This window comes from Roseivivax sp. THAF197b (assembly GCF_009363255.1).
GTDB lineage: Bacteria > Pseudomonadota > Alphaproteobacteria > Rhodobacterales > Rhodobacteraceae > Roseivivax.
Window position 1 is genome coordinate 1492205 of record NZ_CP045318.1, and the last position, 14417, is coordinate 1506621.

At 64.3% G+C, this 14417-nt stretch carries 11 protein-coding genes; 6 read left to right on the plus strand and 5 right to left on the minus strand.

The features are described from left to right. Positions 1-463: 463 nt before the first annotated feature. From FIV09_RS07405 to FIV09_RS07415, 3 genes are all read left to right on the plus strand, one after another. Complete coding sequence (locus FIV09_RS07405) at positions 464-1552, plus strand: TRAP transporter substrate-binding protein (RefSeq protein ID WP_152449389.1); 1089 nt, start codon at positions 464-466, stop codon at positions 1550-1552. Positions 1553-1690: 138 nt separating this feature from the next. Continuing rightward, positions 1691-2587 carry a TRAP transporter small permease subunit gene (locus tag FIV09_RS07410; protein WP_371417769.1) on the plus strand — a complete coding sequence of 299 codons (897 nt, stop codon included), beginning with the start codon at positions 1691-1693 and terminating at the stop codon, positions 2585-2587. Positions 2588-2604: 17 nt separating this feature from the next. After that, positions 2605-4959, plus strand: coding sequence for a TRAP transporter large permease subunit (locus tag FIV09_RS07415; RefSeq protein WP_152449391.1), 2355 nt, complete (start codon positions 2605-2607; stop codon positions 4957-4959). 671 nt (positions 4960-5630) lie between these two features. On the opposite strand, the gene FIV09_RS07420 is transcribed toward FIV09_RS07415, so the two are convergent. From FIV09_RS07420 to FIV09_RS07430, 3 genes are all read right to left on the minus strand, one after another. Continuing rightward, on the minus strand, positions 5631-6443 hold the full coding sequence (locus tag FIV09_RS07420; RefSeq protein ID WP_152449392.1) for an arginyltransferase: 813 nt from the start codon (positions 6441-6443) through the stop codon (positions 5631-5633). A 151-nt stretch (positions 6444-6594) separates the two neighbouring features. Beyond that, a complete protein-coding gene (locus FIV09_RS07425; RefSeq protein WP_152449393.1) occupies positions 6595-7038 on the minus strand; it encodes an RDD family protein in 444 nt (147 codons plus the stop codon). A 103-nt stretch (positions 7039-7141) separates the two neighbouring features. Then, positions 7142-7564, minus strand: coding sequence for a DUF2852 domain-containing protein (locus FIV09_RS07430; RefSeq protein WP_152449394.1), 423 nt, complete (start codon positions 7562-7564; stop codon positions 7142-7144). A gap of 233 nt (positions 7565-7797) precedes the next feature. Between FIV09_RS07430 and FIV09_RS07435 the strand changes: the two genes are divergently transcribed. After that, complete coding sequence (locus FIV09_RS07435; protein ID WP_152449395.1) at positions 7798-10581, plus strand: glutamine-synthetase adenylyltransferase; 2784 nt, start codon at positions 7798-7800, stop codon at positions 10579-10581. Beyond that, positions 10578-10835 (plus strand): hypothetical protein, encoded by a 258-nt coding sequence (locus FIV09_RS07440; RefSeq protein ID WP_152449396.1) that lies wholly within the window; start codon positions 10578-10580, stop codon positions 10833-10835. The genes FIV09_RS07435 and FIV09_RS07440 overlap by 4 nt, the downstream gene beginning before the upstream one ends. A gap of 52 nt (positions 10836-10887) precedes the next feature. Here FIV09_RS07440 and FIV09_RS07445 read toward each other — a convergent pair whose 3' ends face one another. Both FIV09_RS07445 and edd read right to left on the minus strand, forming a co-directional pair. After that, a complete protein-coding gene (locus tag FIV09_RS07445; RefSeq protein WP_152452432.1) occupies positions 10888-11529 on the minus strand; it encodes a bifunctional 4-hydroxy-2-oxoglutarate aldolase/2-dehydro-3-deoxy-phosphogluconate aldolase in 642 nt (213 codons plus the stop codon). A gap of 69 nt (positions 11530-11598) precedes the next feature. Further along, positions 11599-13404, minus strand: coding sequence for a phosphogluconate dehydratase (gene edd / locus FIV09_RS07450; protein WP_152449397.1), 1806 nt, complete (start codon positions 13402-13404; stop codon positions 11599-11601). Positions 13405-13741: 337 nt separating this feature from the next. Here edd and FIV09_RS07455 point away from each other — a divergent pair, with 337 nt between their 5' ends. Next, entirely contained in the window at positions 13742-14404 is a 663-nt protein-coding gene (locus FIV09_RS07455; RefSeq protein WP_152449398.1) for a DUF6778 family protein, read from the plus strand. Positions 14405-14417 lie beyond the last annotated feature (13 nt).

A 14417-nucleotide genomic window follows, 5' to 3' on the forward strand; every position in this document is an offset into this window, starting at 1 on the left:
GGTCTTGACGCCTTCCAGAGCCACATGTGGACGTGGCTCATAAGAGCGGCTCGCGGCCCTTGGCGCAAGTCCGCGGCCTCCGCGCCAGGCTGTGCCTCCTCCTGTGCCCCATGCCGTGCCAAGAGGCCCCGAGCCCGGTCCGTCCGGTTGCAAATTGCGCCCGCGCTCCGGCGCTTTTGCAAGGGCTGGCGCCTCCGTCGCGCCTTCATCTTGCGGGATTCGCCGTTTTTGTGGGCTCGGGGCGAGGCGAGACGCTCCGCCGGGCGGGATGAAGACGCTCGGGCGACGCAAGGGAAAGCACCTTTATTTGCCGCCGCTCCGTAGCATTGGGTATTTCGTGCGTAAAAATGCGGCGCTAGTGTCCCTGCACTTAACGATCCGCCGGGGGAGAGGATCGTCGCATCGCGCAGGGCAGGAGACCTGTGCCCTGTGCCTTCTCCCGGCCATAAACGGGAGGAACCACATGGATCGTCGTTCATTTCTGAGAACATCCGCGCTTGGCGGCTCTGCCGCTGCCGCCTCGACGCTGGCCGCACCGGCCTATGCGCAGGGCAAGCGGACTCTCACCATGGTCACGTCCTGGCCCCGCGGCTTCGCGGTGCTGGATGATGCGGCCACCTATCTTGAGCAATACGTCTCGGCCCTGTCCGATGGCGAGCTGACCATCGACAAGAAGGCACCGGGCGAGCTTGTGGGCGCGCTCGAAGTGTTCGACGCCGTGTCCTCGGGCCAGGCGGACATGTACCATTCCGCCGATTACTACTTCGTCGGCCAGCATCCGGGCTACGCCTTCTTCACCGCCGTGCCCTTCGGCGGCACCGCGCAGGAAGTGACCAACTGGTACCACCATGGCGGCGGCCAGGAGCTGCATGACGAGCTGGGCTCGATCTTCAACCTCAAGGGTCTGATCGCCGGTAACTCGGGCTCGCAGTCGGGCGGCTGGTTCCGCAACGAGATCACCTCGGCCGAGGACTTCAACGGCCTCAAGTTCCGCATGCCGGGCCTTGGCGGCCAGGTGCTGGGCAAGCTCGGCGCATCCGTGCAGAACATCCCCGGCGGTGAGCTTTACCAGGCGCTGTCCTCGGGCGCCCTCGACGGTCTCGAATGGGTCGGCCCGATGGCGGACGAGCGCGCGGGCTTCCAGGAAGTCGCGAAGATCTACTACACTGCGGGCTTCCACGAGCCGGGCTCGGCGCTGGCCGCTTCCGTGAACCTCGATGTCTGGAACGAGCTCAGCCAGAAGCACAAGGACATCCTGAACATCGCGTCGCAGGCCGTCACGCACTACCAGCTGGCCGAAACGCTGGCCAATAACGGTGCCGCGCTCGCTCGCCTGCAAAGCCAGGGCGTGCAGACGCTGCAATTCCCCGACGACGTCTGGGATGCGTTTGGTGCTGCGTCCAAGGAAGTCATGGACGAGAACATGGACGATGAGATCTTCGCGAAGATCCGCACGTCCTTCGACGAGAGCCTCGCGGCCTCGGCGTCCTGGATCAACAAGTCCGACGGCTATTACGTCGCACAGCGCGTGCGCGTCCTCGGCGAGGGCTGATCCGCGCCTGAAAACAAAGCGAAGGGCCCCGCATCCGCGTGGGCCCTTCGGTGATACCAAAGAGCTTCGGCACCAGACCGGGGAGGGGGAGAGATGGAAGAGGACGCCGCCATCGGGTTCGGCACGGCACTCGGGGCTATGGGCTCCGGCATTGTTTGGGTCATCCAGAACATCGCGCTGGCCTTCTACAATTTCGGCTACGCGATCACGCATCCCGGCCTCTGGCTCGACTGGTCGAACAAAGAAGCGATCATGCGCTTCGTCTATTACGGCGGCTCGACCGAGTTCTTCTTCGTGGTCTTCACCGCCTTCCTGGTGCTTACTGGCGTGGGCCTTTGGAAGAATTCGATCATGTGGGGGGCCGTGCGCGGGCTCGAGGGGCTGGCCAACGTGCTGGGCCGCGTCTTCGCCTGGGCAGGTCTTCTGATGGTCATCCAGCAGGTGGTGATCGTCTTCATGCAGCGGATCTTCACCCGGCCCGACATCTCGTTCGGCTTCGGCATTCCGCTCAGCTTTGACATCTCGTGGTGGGCCGAGGAGCTCAAGCTTTACAACGCATTGGTCGTGGCGCTCTGCCTCACCTACACCTTTGTGCAGAAGGGCCATGTGCGCGTGGACCTCGTCTATTCCGCCGTCAGCTTCCGCACCAAGCGGGTGATCGACATGGCGGGCAGCCTCTTCTTCATGATGCCCATGGCGGTGCTGATCTGGCTTTATGCGTGGTTCTTCCTGTGGCGGCACCTCATCGTGCCGAACCCCTCGGCCTCCGACACGCTCGACCGGCTCTTGCTGAAATCCCGCGCGCTGCGCTGGAACGTGGAGACCATCGGCTTCAGCCCCAACGGCTTCACCGGCTATTTTCTCTTCAAGATCCTGCTGCTCTCGATTGCGGGCCTCATCTTCCTGCAGGCCATCGCGTTCTTCTACCGCTCCTATCTGGAGTGGAAGGAAGGCCCCGAGAGCGAGGACAAATATCTCGACATCGACCGCCTCGACGATCCCGTCGAAGTGCACGCTGATCGCGTCGACATCTAAGGGGCAGGGGACAGACTATGCTATTCGGACTGGACGGGGTCGAAATCGGCCTGATCATCGTCTTCATCACGCTCTTCTCGGCGATCCTGTCGGGCTTCCCGGTGGCCTTTGCCATCGGCGGAGCGGGCGTCATCTCCTTCGGGATCATCGCGGCACTCGACAGCGCCGGGCTGCTCATCCACCAGGCGCTCGACACCGACTCGGCGGAGTTTGCCGCCGTGGTGGCGGCAGGTGCCAACGAGAAGGCGATCTCGATCTTCACCCATCCCGATCTGCCACGGGTGGCCTATGGCGTCTTCCCCGATGGCTGGCAGGTGGCGCTCGACCGCAACGTGTCCTTCATCGTGAACCGGATCAACGAACGCGTGCTCGCGGGTCAGTCCATCGAGACGCTGCTTGCCGTTCTGATGTTCGTGCTGATGGGGATCGTGCTCGAACGCTCCAAGATCGCCAATGACCTGCTGACCACCATGGCCCGCGTGTTTGGCCCGCTGCCGGGCGGCCTTGCGGTCTCCATCGTCGTGGTGGGCGCGTTCCTTGCGGCCTCCACCGGCATTGTCGGCGCGACCGTGGTAACGATGGGCCTTCTGGCGCTGCCCACCATGCTGCGCAACAATTACTCGCCCGAGCTCGCCACCGGCGTGATCGCTGCCTCCGGCACGCTGGGCCAGATCATCCCGCCCTCCATCGTCATTGTTCTTCTGGGCACGCTTGCCGGCGATCTCTATTCGGCCGCACAGGAAAATCGCGCGCAGCTGGCAGGTTGCACCGATGCGCTGACCTATCTGGGTGAGCCTGCGGTCGTGTCCGTCGGCACGCTGTTTCAGGCCGCACTTCTGCCGGGCATCCTTCTGGCCTTCCTCTATGCGGCCTATGCCTTCGGTTACGCACTCCTGAACCCCTCGAAGGCCCCCGCCGTCGAACTGGGCAGCGCCACGGGCGAGGTCATCACCCCCGGCGAGAAGCTGACCTGGTTCCTCATGGTGCCCGTCGCCCTGATCGCGGGCATGCTGATCCTGTCCAATGTGAACCTCGTCGGCAGCCAGTCCACCCAGGTCGACAGCTTCACCACCAGCGGGGAGGCCGCGTCGCTGCGCACCAATGTCAGCGCCGAATGCCAGGCCTCGATGATCGAGCTGCACGGACAGGACGCCTGGGATGCGGCTGTGGCCGAACAGGCCGCGATCAACGAGGCAGGCGGGGCCGTTGCCAGCGAACGCCGCACCGCCGAGGAGATCGAGGCTGCCCGCGCCGAGCAGATTGCCAATGCCGCGCCTATCGGCACCGGCATCGCGCTCATCGCGCTGTTCTTCGGTCTGATGCTGGCAGTGGGCCGGGGCGTTGCGCCTCTGGACGATCCGCTGCCTCTGATCGCGGGGGCGGTTGGCACGCTCGGGGTGCTCATTGTCGATATCCTTCTGATCTCGCCCATGACCTCGCCGCTGGCGACCGTGGCGCTGATCGCGATCCCGGCCATCGTGGCGCTTTGGGGCGTGCGGGCCGCTGCCGCGCGCATGGCCCGGAACGAGCTCATCCGCGTGGTCTTCCCGCCGCTCGTGCTGATCGTAGCTGTCCTTGGCTCGATCCTCGGCGGTATCACCAACCCCACACCCGCCGCGGCACTTGGTGCGGCAGGCGCGATCATGCTCGCCGCCTATCGCAAGCTGAAGGAGCAGGACCGCGATCCCTGGATCATCACCTATGCGACGCTGGCGGTGATCGGCACGATCCTGATCGGCATCAATTTTGATCTGCGCATTAACATCGAAGAGGTGTCGGCCGCGAACTGGTTTGCCTTCTTCGTCAGCTACGGGATGTATCTCTTTGCCTTCTTCGGGCTGCTTTATGCATGCTGGGTTCTGTTCGCGGGCGGTGTTCTGACGCCTGCCGTGCGCGAGACGGCGAAGGTCACCTCGATGGTCTTCACCATCCTCATTGCCTCGCAGCTTCTGAACCTCGTGGTGATCTCCTTCGGCGGAGAGCATTACATCCAGCAATTCCTGCAAAGCTTCGACAACGAGTTCAAAGTCTTCCTGATCGTGATGCTGGTGCTCTTCGTGCTGGGTTTCGTTCTCGATTTCCTCGAGATCATCTACATCGTCGTGCCCATCGTGGGCCCCGTGATCTATGGCGGCTCCTTCGATCCGAAATGGGTCACGATCATGATCGCGGTGAATTTGCAGACCTCGTTCCTCACGCCGCCCTTCGGCTTTGCGCTCTTCTACCTGCGGGGCGTCGCACCCAAGGAGGTTACCACAGGCCACATCTACCGCGGCGTCGCGCCTTTCGTGGCGATCCAGGTGCTGGGCCTCGCGATCCTATGGTTCTTCCCGGGCATCGTGACCATCGTGCCGGATCTGATCCCGAATTGATGCGGGGATGGGGACTTACCCAAGAGCGCCCCACAAAAAAGCCCGGTCTTAGGACCGGGCTTTTATTTTGCGGTTCGGTTGAGTTGGCAGGAGGCGCGGAGCGACGTCCGATTTGAGCCCAAACCCACCGGGTGCTGCGGCAATGACCGAAGTCCACAATTCGTCCTGACGCTGCTTCGTCGGATGCGTTCGACGGTATCAACTGTGACTGACGACATGTCCGAGGAGGTTGCCTGATAGAGTATAACTCCGCCCAGGGTGCCAGCCGTTTTCTCGGGCGGCCTCTCGGACCTGTTTGCTGCTGATGTGCTTGTTTCGAGACTTCGGATTGCTGGTGACGATCATCAACTCCCGGTCAGATCCGAATTCCTTCGCGAGGGCGTGTCTCAATTCCTGCTCAGTCGCTACTCTGATCCGCTTCAACTTTGGTATCGTCATGACAGGCCATCCCACAAGGCTCGCCCTCTATCGTAGTTTAAAGCAGCAATGTCGACAAACCCGGCATCTGTCCGCCTAGCTGACCTTGGGCGCGGCCCAGCAAAGATATTCCAGGCAAGGACTGAGGAGGTCGCGTCTTGCCTGCAAAGCGATCCACCTCAAGCTGAAACGCGAAAATCGTTGGGCTGGCCCTCGGAACAGGGCTTTCCCCAAGGTCAAAACTGAACTGCGCGTCAGCGAACGGGATCGGGCAGGGCGATATTCGCCACCTGCTCGGCGATCGGATCGGTCCCGTCGGGCGACAATTCCTCCGAGAAATCCTCCTGCCCGGTCAGCCGCTCCCACGCGCCGCGGCGGAACACCTCGAGCCCGGTGAAGTTGCGCTTGTAGCCCATCTTCTGGCTGCCCGGCACCCAATAGCCGAGATAGACGTACGGCAGGCCCGCCTCCCGGGCCAGGTCGACATGATCGAGGATCATGTAGGCGCCCAGCGATTGCTTCGGCAGGTCCGGCTCGTAGAAGGAGTAGACCATCGACACCCCGTCATCGAGCACGTCCGTGAGACAGGTCGCGATCAAGGTGTCGCTTTCGGCATCCACGTATTCCACAACGCGGCTGCGGATCGGCGTCTCCTCGACCATGGCGGCAAACTCGAAGATATCCATATCCGCCATGCCGCCATCGGCGTGCCGCGCATCGAGGTAGCGCCGGAAGAGGGCGTATTGCTCCTCCGTGGCCCAGGGGCTGGTGGCGCGGCGCACGAGGTGGCGATTGCGGTTCAGGGTGCGGCGCTGGCTTTTCGACGGCTCGAAGCGCGACACGTCGATCCGCGCCGAAAGGCACGCCGCGCATTCCGAACAGGACGGGCGGTAAAGCACGTTCTGCGAGCGGCGAAAGCCCTGTTTCGAGAGCGAATCGTTCAGCCGTTCGGCTTGCGGTCCCTGCAATGCCGTGAACAGCTTCCGCTCCATCCGGCCATCCAGATACGGGCAGGGCTGCGGGGCCGTGACATAGAATTGAGGTGCCAGGGGCAGCGAATGGCGCATGGATGGGTCGGGTCCGTGTGTGATGTCTCTGGACGGTAGCAACGAAATCTGAGGCCGCCAAGGCCCCCATCGCACGCGACCTTCCGAAATGCGCAACGGCCCCGCCGGTTTTCGTCGGAACCGCTCGCGTTCGGCGTGGGAGGGGGCGGGCTCAGACGCGTCGGTTAATCATTACCGTGCCCAGCACGAGGTCGCTCAGACCCTGCTTGCGCTCGGTGTTCAGCATCAGCAGCACCGAGCCCAATTGCACGATGAAGGTCGACACCGAAAGCGCGTAGCCCAGCGTATGCATGAAGGCGGTGCTGGCATCGAGCCGGTTGGCGTAGGCGTCGCGCAGCTCAATCGCCATGACGCGCATGCCCCAGGTCGCCGACCCGTTGGCGATCGTGACCCAGCGATAGGTGAAGCTGACCGCGATCCAGACGAGCGGGAAGAAGAACAGCGCGATCCCGAAGGTGAAGATGATGGCGGGCACCACGAGGATCGCCACGAAGATCGAGTCGATCACCCAGGCCAGGAAGCGCTTGAGCGTGACGCTGTCGTAGAACTCGGGCTGGCGCACCGGGTCAGGCAGATGGGTGTCGAAGGCGGTCATGATATGCGGGCTCCTTGCGGGGCTGTCTCTGTAATAACGATTTGGGTCTCGCGCGCCGTTCGCGCAAGGGACCGGGCCCGGTGAGGGGCCCGGTGTCGTCCGGTCAGGCGGTTTCTGCGCCCGTGTCGTGATCCGCGCGGGTTTTGCGGTCGTCCATGAACTGGTCGAACTCGGCCTTGTCGCGGGCCTCACGCAGCCGCTTGAGGAAGCTTTCGAATTCAGCCTGTTCCTCTTCGAGGCGACGCAGGGTCTCGGCCTTGTAGGAATCGAAGGCCATGTTGCCCGAGGGCTTCATCGCGGAGAAGGCGCTGCGCGAGGTCGAACTGCGGCGGGAAGAACAGGAAAACATGCGTTTGCTCCAGATCATGTAGGCAAGAAGGGCGAGGCCTGCGGGCCAGAAGAAGACGAAGCCGAGGATCATCGCGGCGATCCAGGCGAATTTGCCTTTCTGGTCCAGCCACGCCTCGGCGCGGCTCAGCCAACCCGCATTGGCGGGCAGGGTTTGGGTTTCGGCGGCGATGCTCATCGGGTCTCCTTTCAGGGATCGGGTTTTGTTCGATGTGAATGCCTTTCACATTACAACAGATCGGGATGCAGCGGGCGGCTTTCAAGGGCTCATGTGAATACTTTTTACATTTTCTGCTCGAGGCCGCCCACGGAGGCGTTTTTTGCCCTTGGGCGGGGTCTTCGAAGGTCTGCGGCAGGCCCTGGCCGGATCGGACCATTGCGCTTCGCCTCCGGCCATGGCCACATCACACCATGAGTTTTGCATCCCGAATGACCCGTTGCCCGCGCCCCTTCGACCAGGATCAGGGCCGCGATGCCCGCAAAGCCGTGCCCTGGGCAGAAGGCGAGGTCGCGCGCCTGATCGAAGGTACCGCCGGATCGAGCCCCTATCTCAAGGGGCTTATCGAGAAAGAGCCTGGGTGGCTTGAAAGCGCTTTGGACGACCCTGAAAGCGCTATCAAGACGCTTTTCGAGGATCTGCGCGCGCGCCCGGTCGAGACGCGCGCCGCTGATCTGCGACAGGCCAAGCGCCGGGTCGCACTGCTTGCGGGCCTTGCGGATCTTGCCGGTGTCTGGCCGCTAGAAACGGTGACCGGCACGCTGACGGACTTCGCCGACCTGTCGGTGCAATTGGCGCTTGAAGCCACGATCGGTGCTGAAATCCGGCGCGGCAAGCTGCCCGGTGCGACCGAGGACGATATCCCCCAGGCGGGCGGGATGGTCGCGCTCGCCATGGGCAAGATGGGCGCCTTCGAGCTGAACTATTCGTCGGATATCGACCTCATCTGTCTCTTCGACGAGTCCCGCTTCGATCCCGACGATTATCATGATGCGCGCATGAGTTTCGTCCGCGCCACGCGGAAAATGTCGTCCATGCTCTCCGAGATGACGGGCGAGGGCTACGTCTTTCGCACCGACCTGCGCCTGCGTCCCGATCCTGCCGTGACCCCTGTCTGCATGGCGATGGAGGCGGCGGAGCGGTATTACGAAAGCCTCGGACGGACCTGGGAGCGCGCGGCCTATATCAAGGCGCGGCCTGCCGCGGGTGATCTTGAGGCGGGGCAGCGCTTCCTGGAGACGCTCACGCCGTTTGTCTGGCGCAGGCATCTCGATTTCGCGGCGATCCAGGACGCGCATGATATGCGGCTGCGCATCCGCAAGCACAAGGGCCTCGGCGGTCCGATCACCTTGCCGGGCCACAACATGAAGCTCGGCCGCGGGGGCATCCGCGAGATCGAGTTCTTCACCCAGACCCAGCAGATCATCTCCGGCGGTCGCGATCCGGATCTGCGCCGCCGCGGCACGGTGGAAAGCCTCCGCGTTCTCGCGGAAAAGGATTGGATTCCAGAGGCTTTGGCCGAAACCCTCACACGAAATTACCGCGCCCATCGCGAAGTCGAGCATCGCGTGCAGATGATCAACGACGCCCAGACCCATCTGCTGCCGAATTCCGACGATGGCTTCGAACGTCTCGCCTGCCTGATGGGGCGGGATATCAAGGGCTTGCGCTCCGATATTCATGCAAAACTCGAAGAGACGCACGAAGCGACGGAAGGCTTTTTCAGCCCCGACAGCCAGTCCGCTCTGGAACCCTGCGATCCCGAGTTCGGGTCCGAGATCGTGCTGCGCTGGCCGACCTATCCGGCGCTGCGCTCGGCCCGCGCGGTTGCGATCTTTGACCGGTTGAAACCGGACATCCTGGCGCGCCTGCACAAGGCGGCCCGTCCCGAGGAAGCGCTTGTTGCATTTGACGGGTTCCTGTCGGGCCTGCCCGCGGGCGTTCAGCTCTTTTCGCTGTTCGAGGCCAACCCGCAGCTCATCGAACTGCTTGTCGATATTGTCTCCACGTCTCAGGATCTTGCGCGTTACCTTTCACGCAATGCGCAGGTTTTCGACGCGGTCATCGTGGGCGACTTCTTCGCCGACTGGCCCGGTTGCAGCGCCCTGCGCGACGCGCTGGCCGAGGTGCTGGCCCGAGAGGACGATTACGAACGCAGGCTCGATGCGGCGCGCCGATGGGGCAAGGAATGGCATTTCCGCGCAGGCGTGCACCTGTTGCGCGGCCTGACCACGCCCGAGGAGGCCGCCGCGCAATATGCGGATGTGGCCGAGGCCTCGCTCGCCGCCTTGTGGCCGGTCGTGGTTGAGGAATTTTCGCGCCGCTACGGTGCGCCGCCGGGCAAGGGGGCGGTCGTTCTGGGCATGGGCTCGCTCGGTGGGCGACGCCTGCATGCGCGCTCCGATCTCGATGTGATCGTCATCTACGATGCCGATGGCGTCGAGGCGTCGAATGGGAAAAAATCCCTGACGGCAAGGGCTTATTATGCGCGGCTCACCCAGGCGCTGGTGGCTGCGATCACGGCACCCATGGCCGAAGGACGGCTGTACGAGATGGATATGCGGCTGCGTCCCTCCGGCAATCAGGGGCCTGTGGCCACGTCCTTTTCGGCCTTCCGGCAATACCAGCAGAACGAAGCCTGGGTGTGGGAGCATATGGCCCTGACGCGGGCGCGGTTCGTCGCAGGCAATGCCGCCCTCGGCGCGGAGGTCGAAGCATTCCGCTCTGCGCTCCTGACCGATGTGTCCGATCCCGACCGCATCCTGCACGAGATGGCGGAAATGCGTACGCGGATCACGGCCGCCAAGGGACGCGGCGCGCGTTGGGACCCCAAGGTCGGGCGCGGGCGCTTGCAGGAAATCGAATTGATGGCGCAAACCGGCGCGCTTGTGTCCGGTGACGCACCGCGGGAGGTCGGGAAAGGACTGCATGCGGGCGCGAAGGCCGGTCTGATGCCGCTTGAGGATGCCGAGACGCTGACCGAGACCTACAAATGGCTCTGGGCGTTGCAGATCGGGGCGCGGCTGGTCAGCGACGGCGCGCTTGATCCCGAGGCCTGTGGCGGCGGCGCGGTCGATTTCCTGTTGCGCCTGAGCGGAGAGGCCTCGACCGAAGATCTTGCCGCACATATGTCGGCGCGAACAGAAGCGGCAGGAGCGATCATCGACCGCGCGCTTGGCCAGGAGAGCCCTGAATGACCACGCCCAATTACGACCCCAAAGGCCTGATCCGTGAAGCCTATCGCATCGAGGGGATCGACGAGGCCGATTGCCGGACGATCTTCCTCGATTGGGCGTTGGGATTGCCGCTGGAGATCGACAACGCCACCGCCATACGGGAGATGCTCGCCCAGCATGGCACGGACGGCCATCCGATGACGGCCGTTCTGCAGGAAGGGCTGATGACCCTCGGCGCACCGCGCAGGCGCGGCGGTTGGCGCTCGCGCCACTAGCGGACCTGCGGGGCGTCGGGGCCGGGACGCCACGCCGGTTCTGGCTCGCCCCTTAGCGGGAGAGCTCTGCCGCCTCGCGGGCGAGGGCGGTGATCCCCTCCCAGTCCCCTGCATCCATCTTGGCTTTCGGCGCCACCCAGGAGCCGCCCACGCAGAGCGTGTTGGAAAGTCCGAGATAATCGGGCGCGTTGGCGAGTGACACGCCCCCCGTCGGGCAGAAACGCACCTGCGGCAGCGGCGCACCGATGGCTTTCAGCGCCTTGGCACCGCCATTGGCCTCGGCGGGGAAGAATTTCTGTACGCTGTAGCCGCGCTCCAGAAGCCGCATGACCTCGGACGATGTCGCAGCACCGGGCAGAAGCGGCAGATCGGCCGCTTCGCAGGCATCGAGGATCGTATCGGTTGCGCCGGGCGAGACACCGAAGCGCGCGCCAGCGGCTACCGCCTTTTCCACATCCGCAGGCGTCAGGAGCGTACCGGCCCCAACGACACCGCCTTCGACCTGTGCCATCTCGGCGATGGCCTCGAGCGCCACGGGCGTGCGCAGCGTCACCTCAAGGACCGGCAGACCACCGGCGACAAGCGCCTCGGCCAGCGGGCGCGCATGGGCCAGATCGTCGATCACGAGGACCGGGATGACCGGCGCCATGCGGCAGAGTTTCTCGGAAGCTTGGCTGGCGTCTTGCGGGGTGATCATGGGGCTGCGGCTTTCGTTGCTCGGAGTTGCGTGGTTTTCAGGGAGGTTATGACAGTGAGCGTCGGCTCAGACCACCACTGCCGCGCCGTCGGAGGCGAGGCCGACATTCTGGCGGAACGCCTCGAACAATTCACGTCCGACGCCGTGGCCATTGTCGCTGAGATCGGCCGAGACCGGCTCCCGGCTGTCGAAATCCTCCGCAAGGCAGCTGATTTCGCCCTTCACCGCATCGACGCGCACGATGTCCCCGTCGCGCAGCCGCGCAAGCGGGCCACCCTTGGCAGCCTCGGGGGCGACATGGATGCAGGAGGGCACCTTGCCCGAGGCGCCGGACATCCGGCCATCGGTCACCAGCGCCACTTTCAGCCCGCGATCCTGTAGGACCGCCAGCGTCGGCGTCAGCGAATGCAGCTCCGGCATGCCATTGGCCGAGGGGCCCTGAAAGCGGACGACGACAACCGTATCCTCGGTGAATTCGCCGGCCTTGAACGCGGTTTTCACGGCTTCCTGGTCCTGGAAGATTCGGGCCTTGGCCTCGATCACGTGCCGCTCGGGGGCCACGGCGGAGGTCTTCATCATGCCGCGGCCGAGATTGCCCGCGAGTTGCTGCAGGCCGCCGGTTTTCTGGAACGGATCATCCGCCGGGCGCAGGATCTTGTCGTTCTGTGTGGTGCCGCTGCCCGCCTCGTAGACAACGCGGTTGTCCTTCAGCTTCGGCTCTTGGGTATAAAGCGACAGCCCGTCGCCCGCCGCCGTCTTGACGTCTTCGTGCAGGAGGCCGTTTTTCAGAAGCTCGCCGATCATGTAGCTGAGCCCGCCCGCGGCGTGGAAATGGTTCACGTCGGCCAGACCGTTCGGATAGACCTTGGCCATCAGCGGCACGACATTCGAGATCTCGTCGAAATCTTCGAGCGTCAGTTCGATCCCGGCCGCGCGCGCCATGGCGGGCAGGTGCAGCACGAGGTTCGTGGAGCCGCCCGTCGCCATCAGGCCCACAATGCCGTTCACGAAGGCCTTCGCGTCGAGGATATCGCAGACCGGGCGGTAATCATTGCCAAGCGCCGTGATCTCGGCCACGCGTTCGGTTCCCGCGATGGTCAGCGCTTCGCGCAAGGGCGTGTTCGGGTTGACGAAGGACGCGCCCGGCAGGTGCAGGCCCATGAATTCCATCAGCATCTGGTTCGAGTTCGCCGTGCCGTAGAAGGTGCAGGTGCCCGGCCCGTGATAGGACGCCATCTCGGCCTCCATCAGCTTGTCGCGGCCCACTTCACCGGCGGCGAATTGCTGGCGCACGCGGGCCTTTTCGTCATTGGGCAGGCCGCTGGTCATGGGGCCAGCAGGCAGAAAGATGCCGGGGATGTAGCCGAAGGTGCCCGCCGCGATCACGAGGCCCGGCACGATCTTGTCGCAGACCCCGAGATAAAGCGCGCTGTCGAAGGTGTTGTGCGACAGCGCCACGCCTGCCGCGAGCGCTATCACGTCACGCGAGAAGAGCGACAGCTCCATGCCGACCTGGCCTTGCGTGACGCCGTCGCACATGGCGGGCACGCCGCCTGCGACCTGGGCCGTGGCGCCGACCTCGCGGGCCGCGGCACGGATGATGTCGGGAAACTTCTCGAAGGGCTGATGCGCCGACAGCATGTCGTTATAGGCGGTCACGATCCCGATATTCGGGCTGCGCGCGCCCGCGAGCGCATCCTTGTCGCCGCCCATCGCCGCATAGGCATGGGCCTGGTTGCCACAGGACAGATGCGCCCGGCGCGGGCCTTCCTCGGCCGCGCGGCGCATGCGGTCGAGATAGGTGCTGCGGCGCGCCTCGGAGCGTTCCTCGATCCGGTCGGTCACTTTGGCGATGGTGGCGTTCAGGGTCATGGCGGGCCTCCTTGGCGATGTCGGTGGCGAATGACGATGCTGGCACGGGCAGGGCGCGCTGCGCATCCTTTGCGGCAGGATTTAACCCAGTTAGCGCTAACGGTAAAGTGACAAATACGCGGGCGAAACGCGGGCAAAGCACCGCGACTCCTTGGAATGCCGAGGGCTGGCCGGGCGCAGGCGAGGGGCGTTCGTTGATGTAATTTGGCCGCGAAATCGGGCGCGCCAGCCGGGCTCGGTACCAAAATTAACGTTAACGCGCCCCAATCCGGCCCGATTCGCCCGTCACACCCAATGCCGAACAAAAAATCCGTTCTGCCTGAATGGGAGACCAAAAATGATTACGGTGAAACGCGTCGTGGCCCTCCTGGCCCTGTTTGGATTGACGGCCTGTAGTGGCATGGAAACGGCATCGCGAAACGCGACCGGGCTGAGCGCCGGCACCGTGCCCGGACCTGCGCTCTCCGTCTCGCCCGAGGCGCTCGCCCCCGTGACGCTCGTGGGCTACGAGGTCGAGGTTCCGCAAAGCCTCAAGGTCTCCGAGGCCAATGCCTATATCCCCCGCGGCGACATCGTCTGGCGCGGTGAGCCGCAGGGCGACCGCTACGCACAGGTGAAGGCGATCTTCGACGACAGCCTGCGCGCCAGTGCGGCGGGCCTGACCACGGGTGTGCCCGTGAACGTCAAGATCGTCGTGCGCCGCTTCCACGCTCTGACCGAAAAGGCGCGCTACACCACCGGCGGCGTGCACAACATCGTCTTCGACGTAGCGATCTTCCATGCCGTGACCGGCGAGCTTCTGCGCCCGATCAAGACCGTGCGCGCCGATCTCAAGGCGTTCGGCGGCTCCGCGGCCATTGCTGCCGATGCGGCGGGCCAGACCCAGCGCGTCCGCATCACCTCGCATCTGTCCAACACGTTTCTGCAGGAGCTGACGGCACCTGCCGGACATCAGAACGCGCAGCTCGGGCTTATTCAGGCGATGAACTACGCGCGCTGACTTCCCCCCGCGA

Bases quoted from the DNA above. Each gene is read 5' to 3' on its own strand.
- FIV09_RS07405 (WP_152449389.1), top strand. From the start codon at position 464: ATGGATCGTCGTTCATTTCTGAGAACATCCGCGCTTGGCGGCTCTGCC.
- FIV09_RS07410 (WP_371417769.1), top strand. From the start codon at position 1,691: ATGGGCTCCGGCATTGTTTGGGTCATCCAGAACATCGCGCTGGCCTTC.
- FIV09_RS07415 (WP_152449391.1), top strand. From the start codon at position 2,605: ATGCTATTCGGACTGGACGGGGTCGAAATCGGCCTGATCATCGTCTTC.
- FIV09_RS07420 (WP_152449392.1), bottom strand. From the start codon at position 6,443: ATGCGCCATTCGCTGCCCCTGGCACCTCAATTCTATGTCACGGCCCCG.
- FIV09_RS07425 (WP_152449393.1), bottom strand. From the start codon at position 7,038: ATGACCGCCTTCGACACCCATCTGCCTGACCCGGTGCGCCAGCCCGAG.
- FIV09_RS07430 (WP_152449394.1), bottom strand. From the start codon at position 7,564: ATGAGCATCGCCGCCGAAACCCAAACCCTGCCCGCCAATGCGGGTTGG.
- FIV09_RS07435 (WP_152449395.1), top strand. From the start codon at position 7,798: ATGAGTTTTGCATCCCGAATGACCCGTTGCCCGCGCCCCTTCGACCAG.
- FIV09_RS07440 (WP_152449396.1), top strand. From the start codon at position 10,578: ATGACCACGCCCAATTACGACCCCAAAGGCCTGATCCGTGAAGCCTAT.
- edd (WP_152449397.1), bottom strand. From the start codon at position 13,404: ATGACCCTGAACGCCACCATCGCCAAAGTGACCGACCGGATCGAGGAA.
- FIV09_RS07455 (WP_152449398.1), top strand. From the start codon at position 13,742: ATGATTACGGTGAAACGCGTCGTGGCCCTCCTGGCCCTGTTTGGATTG.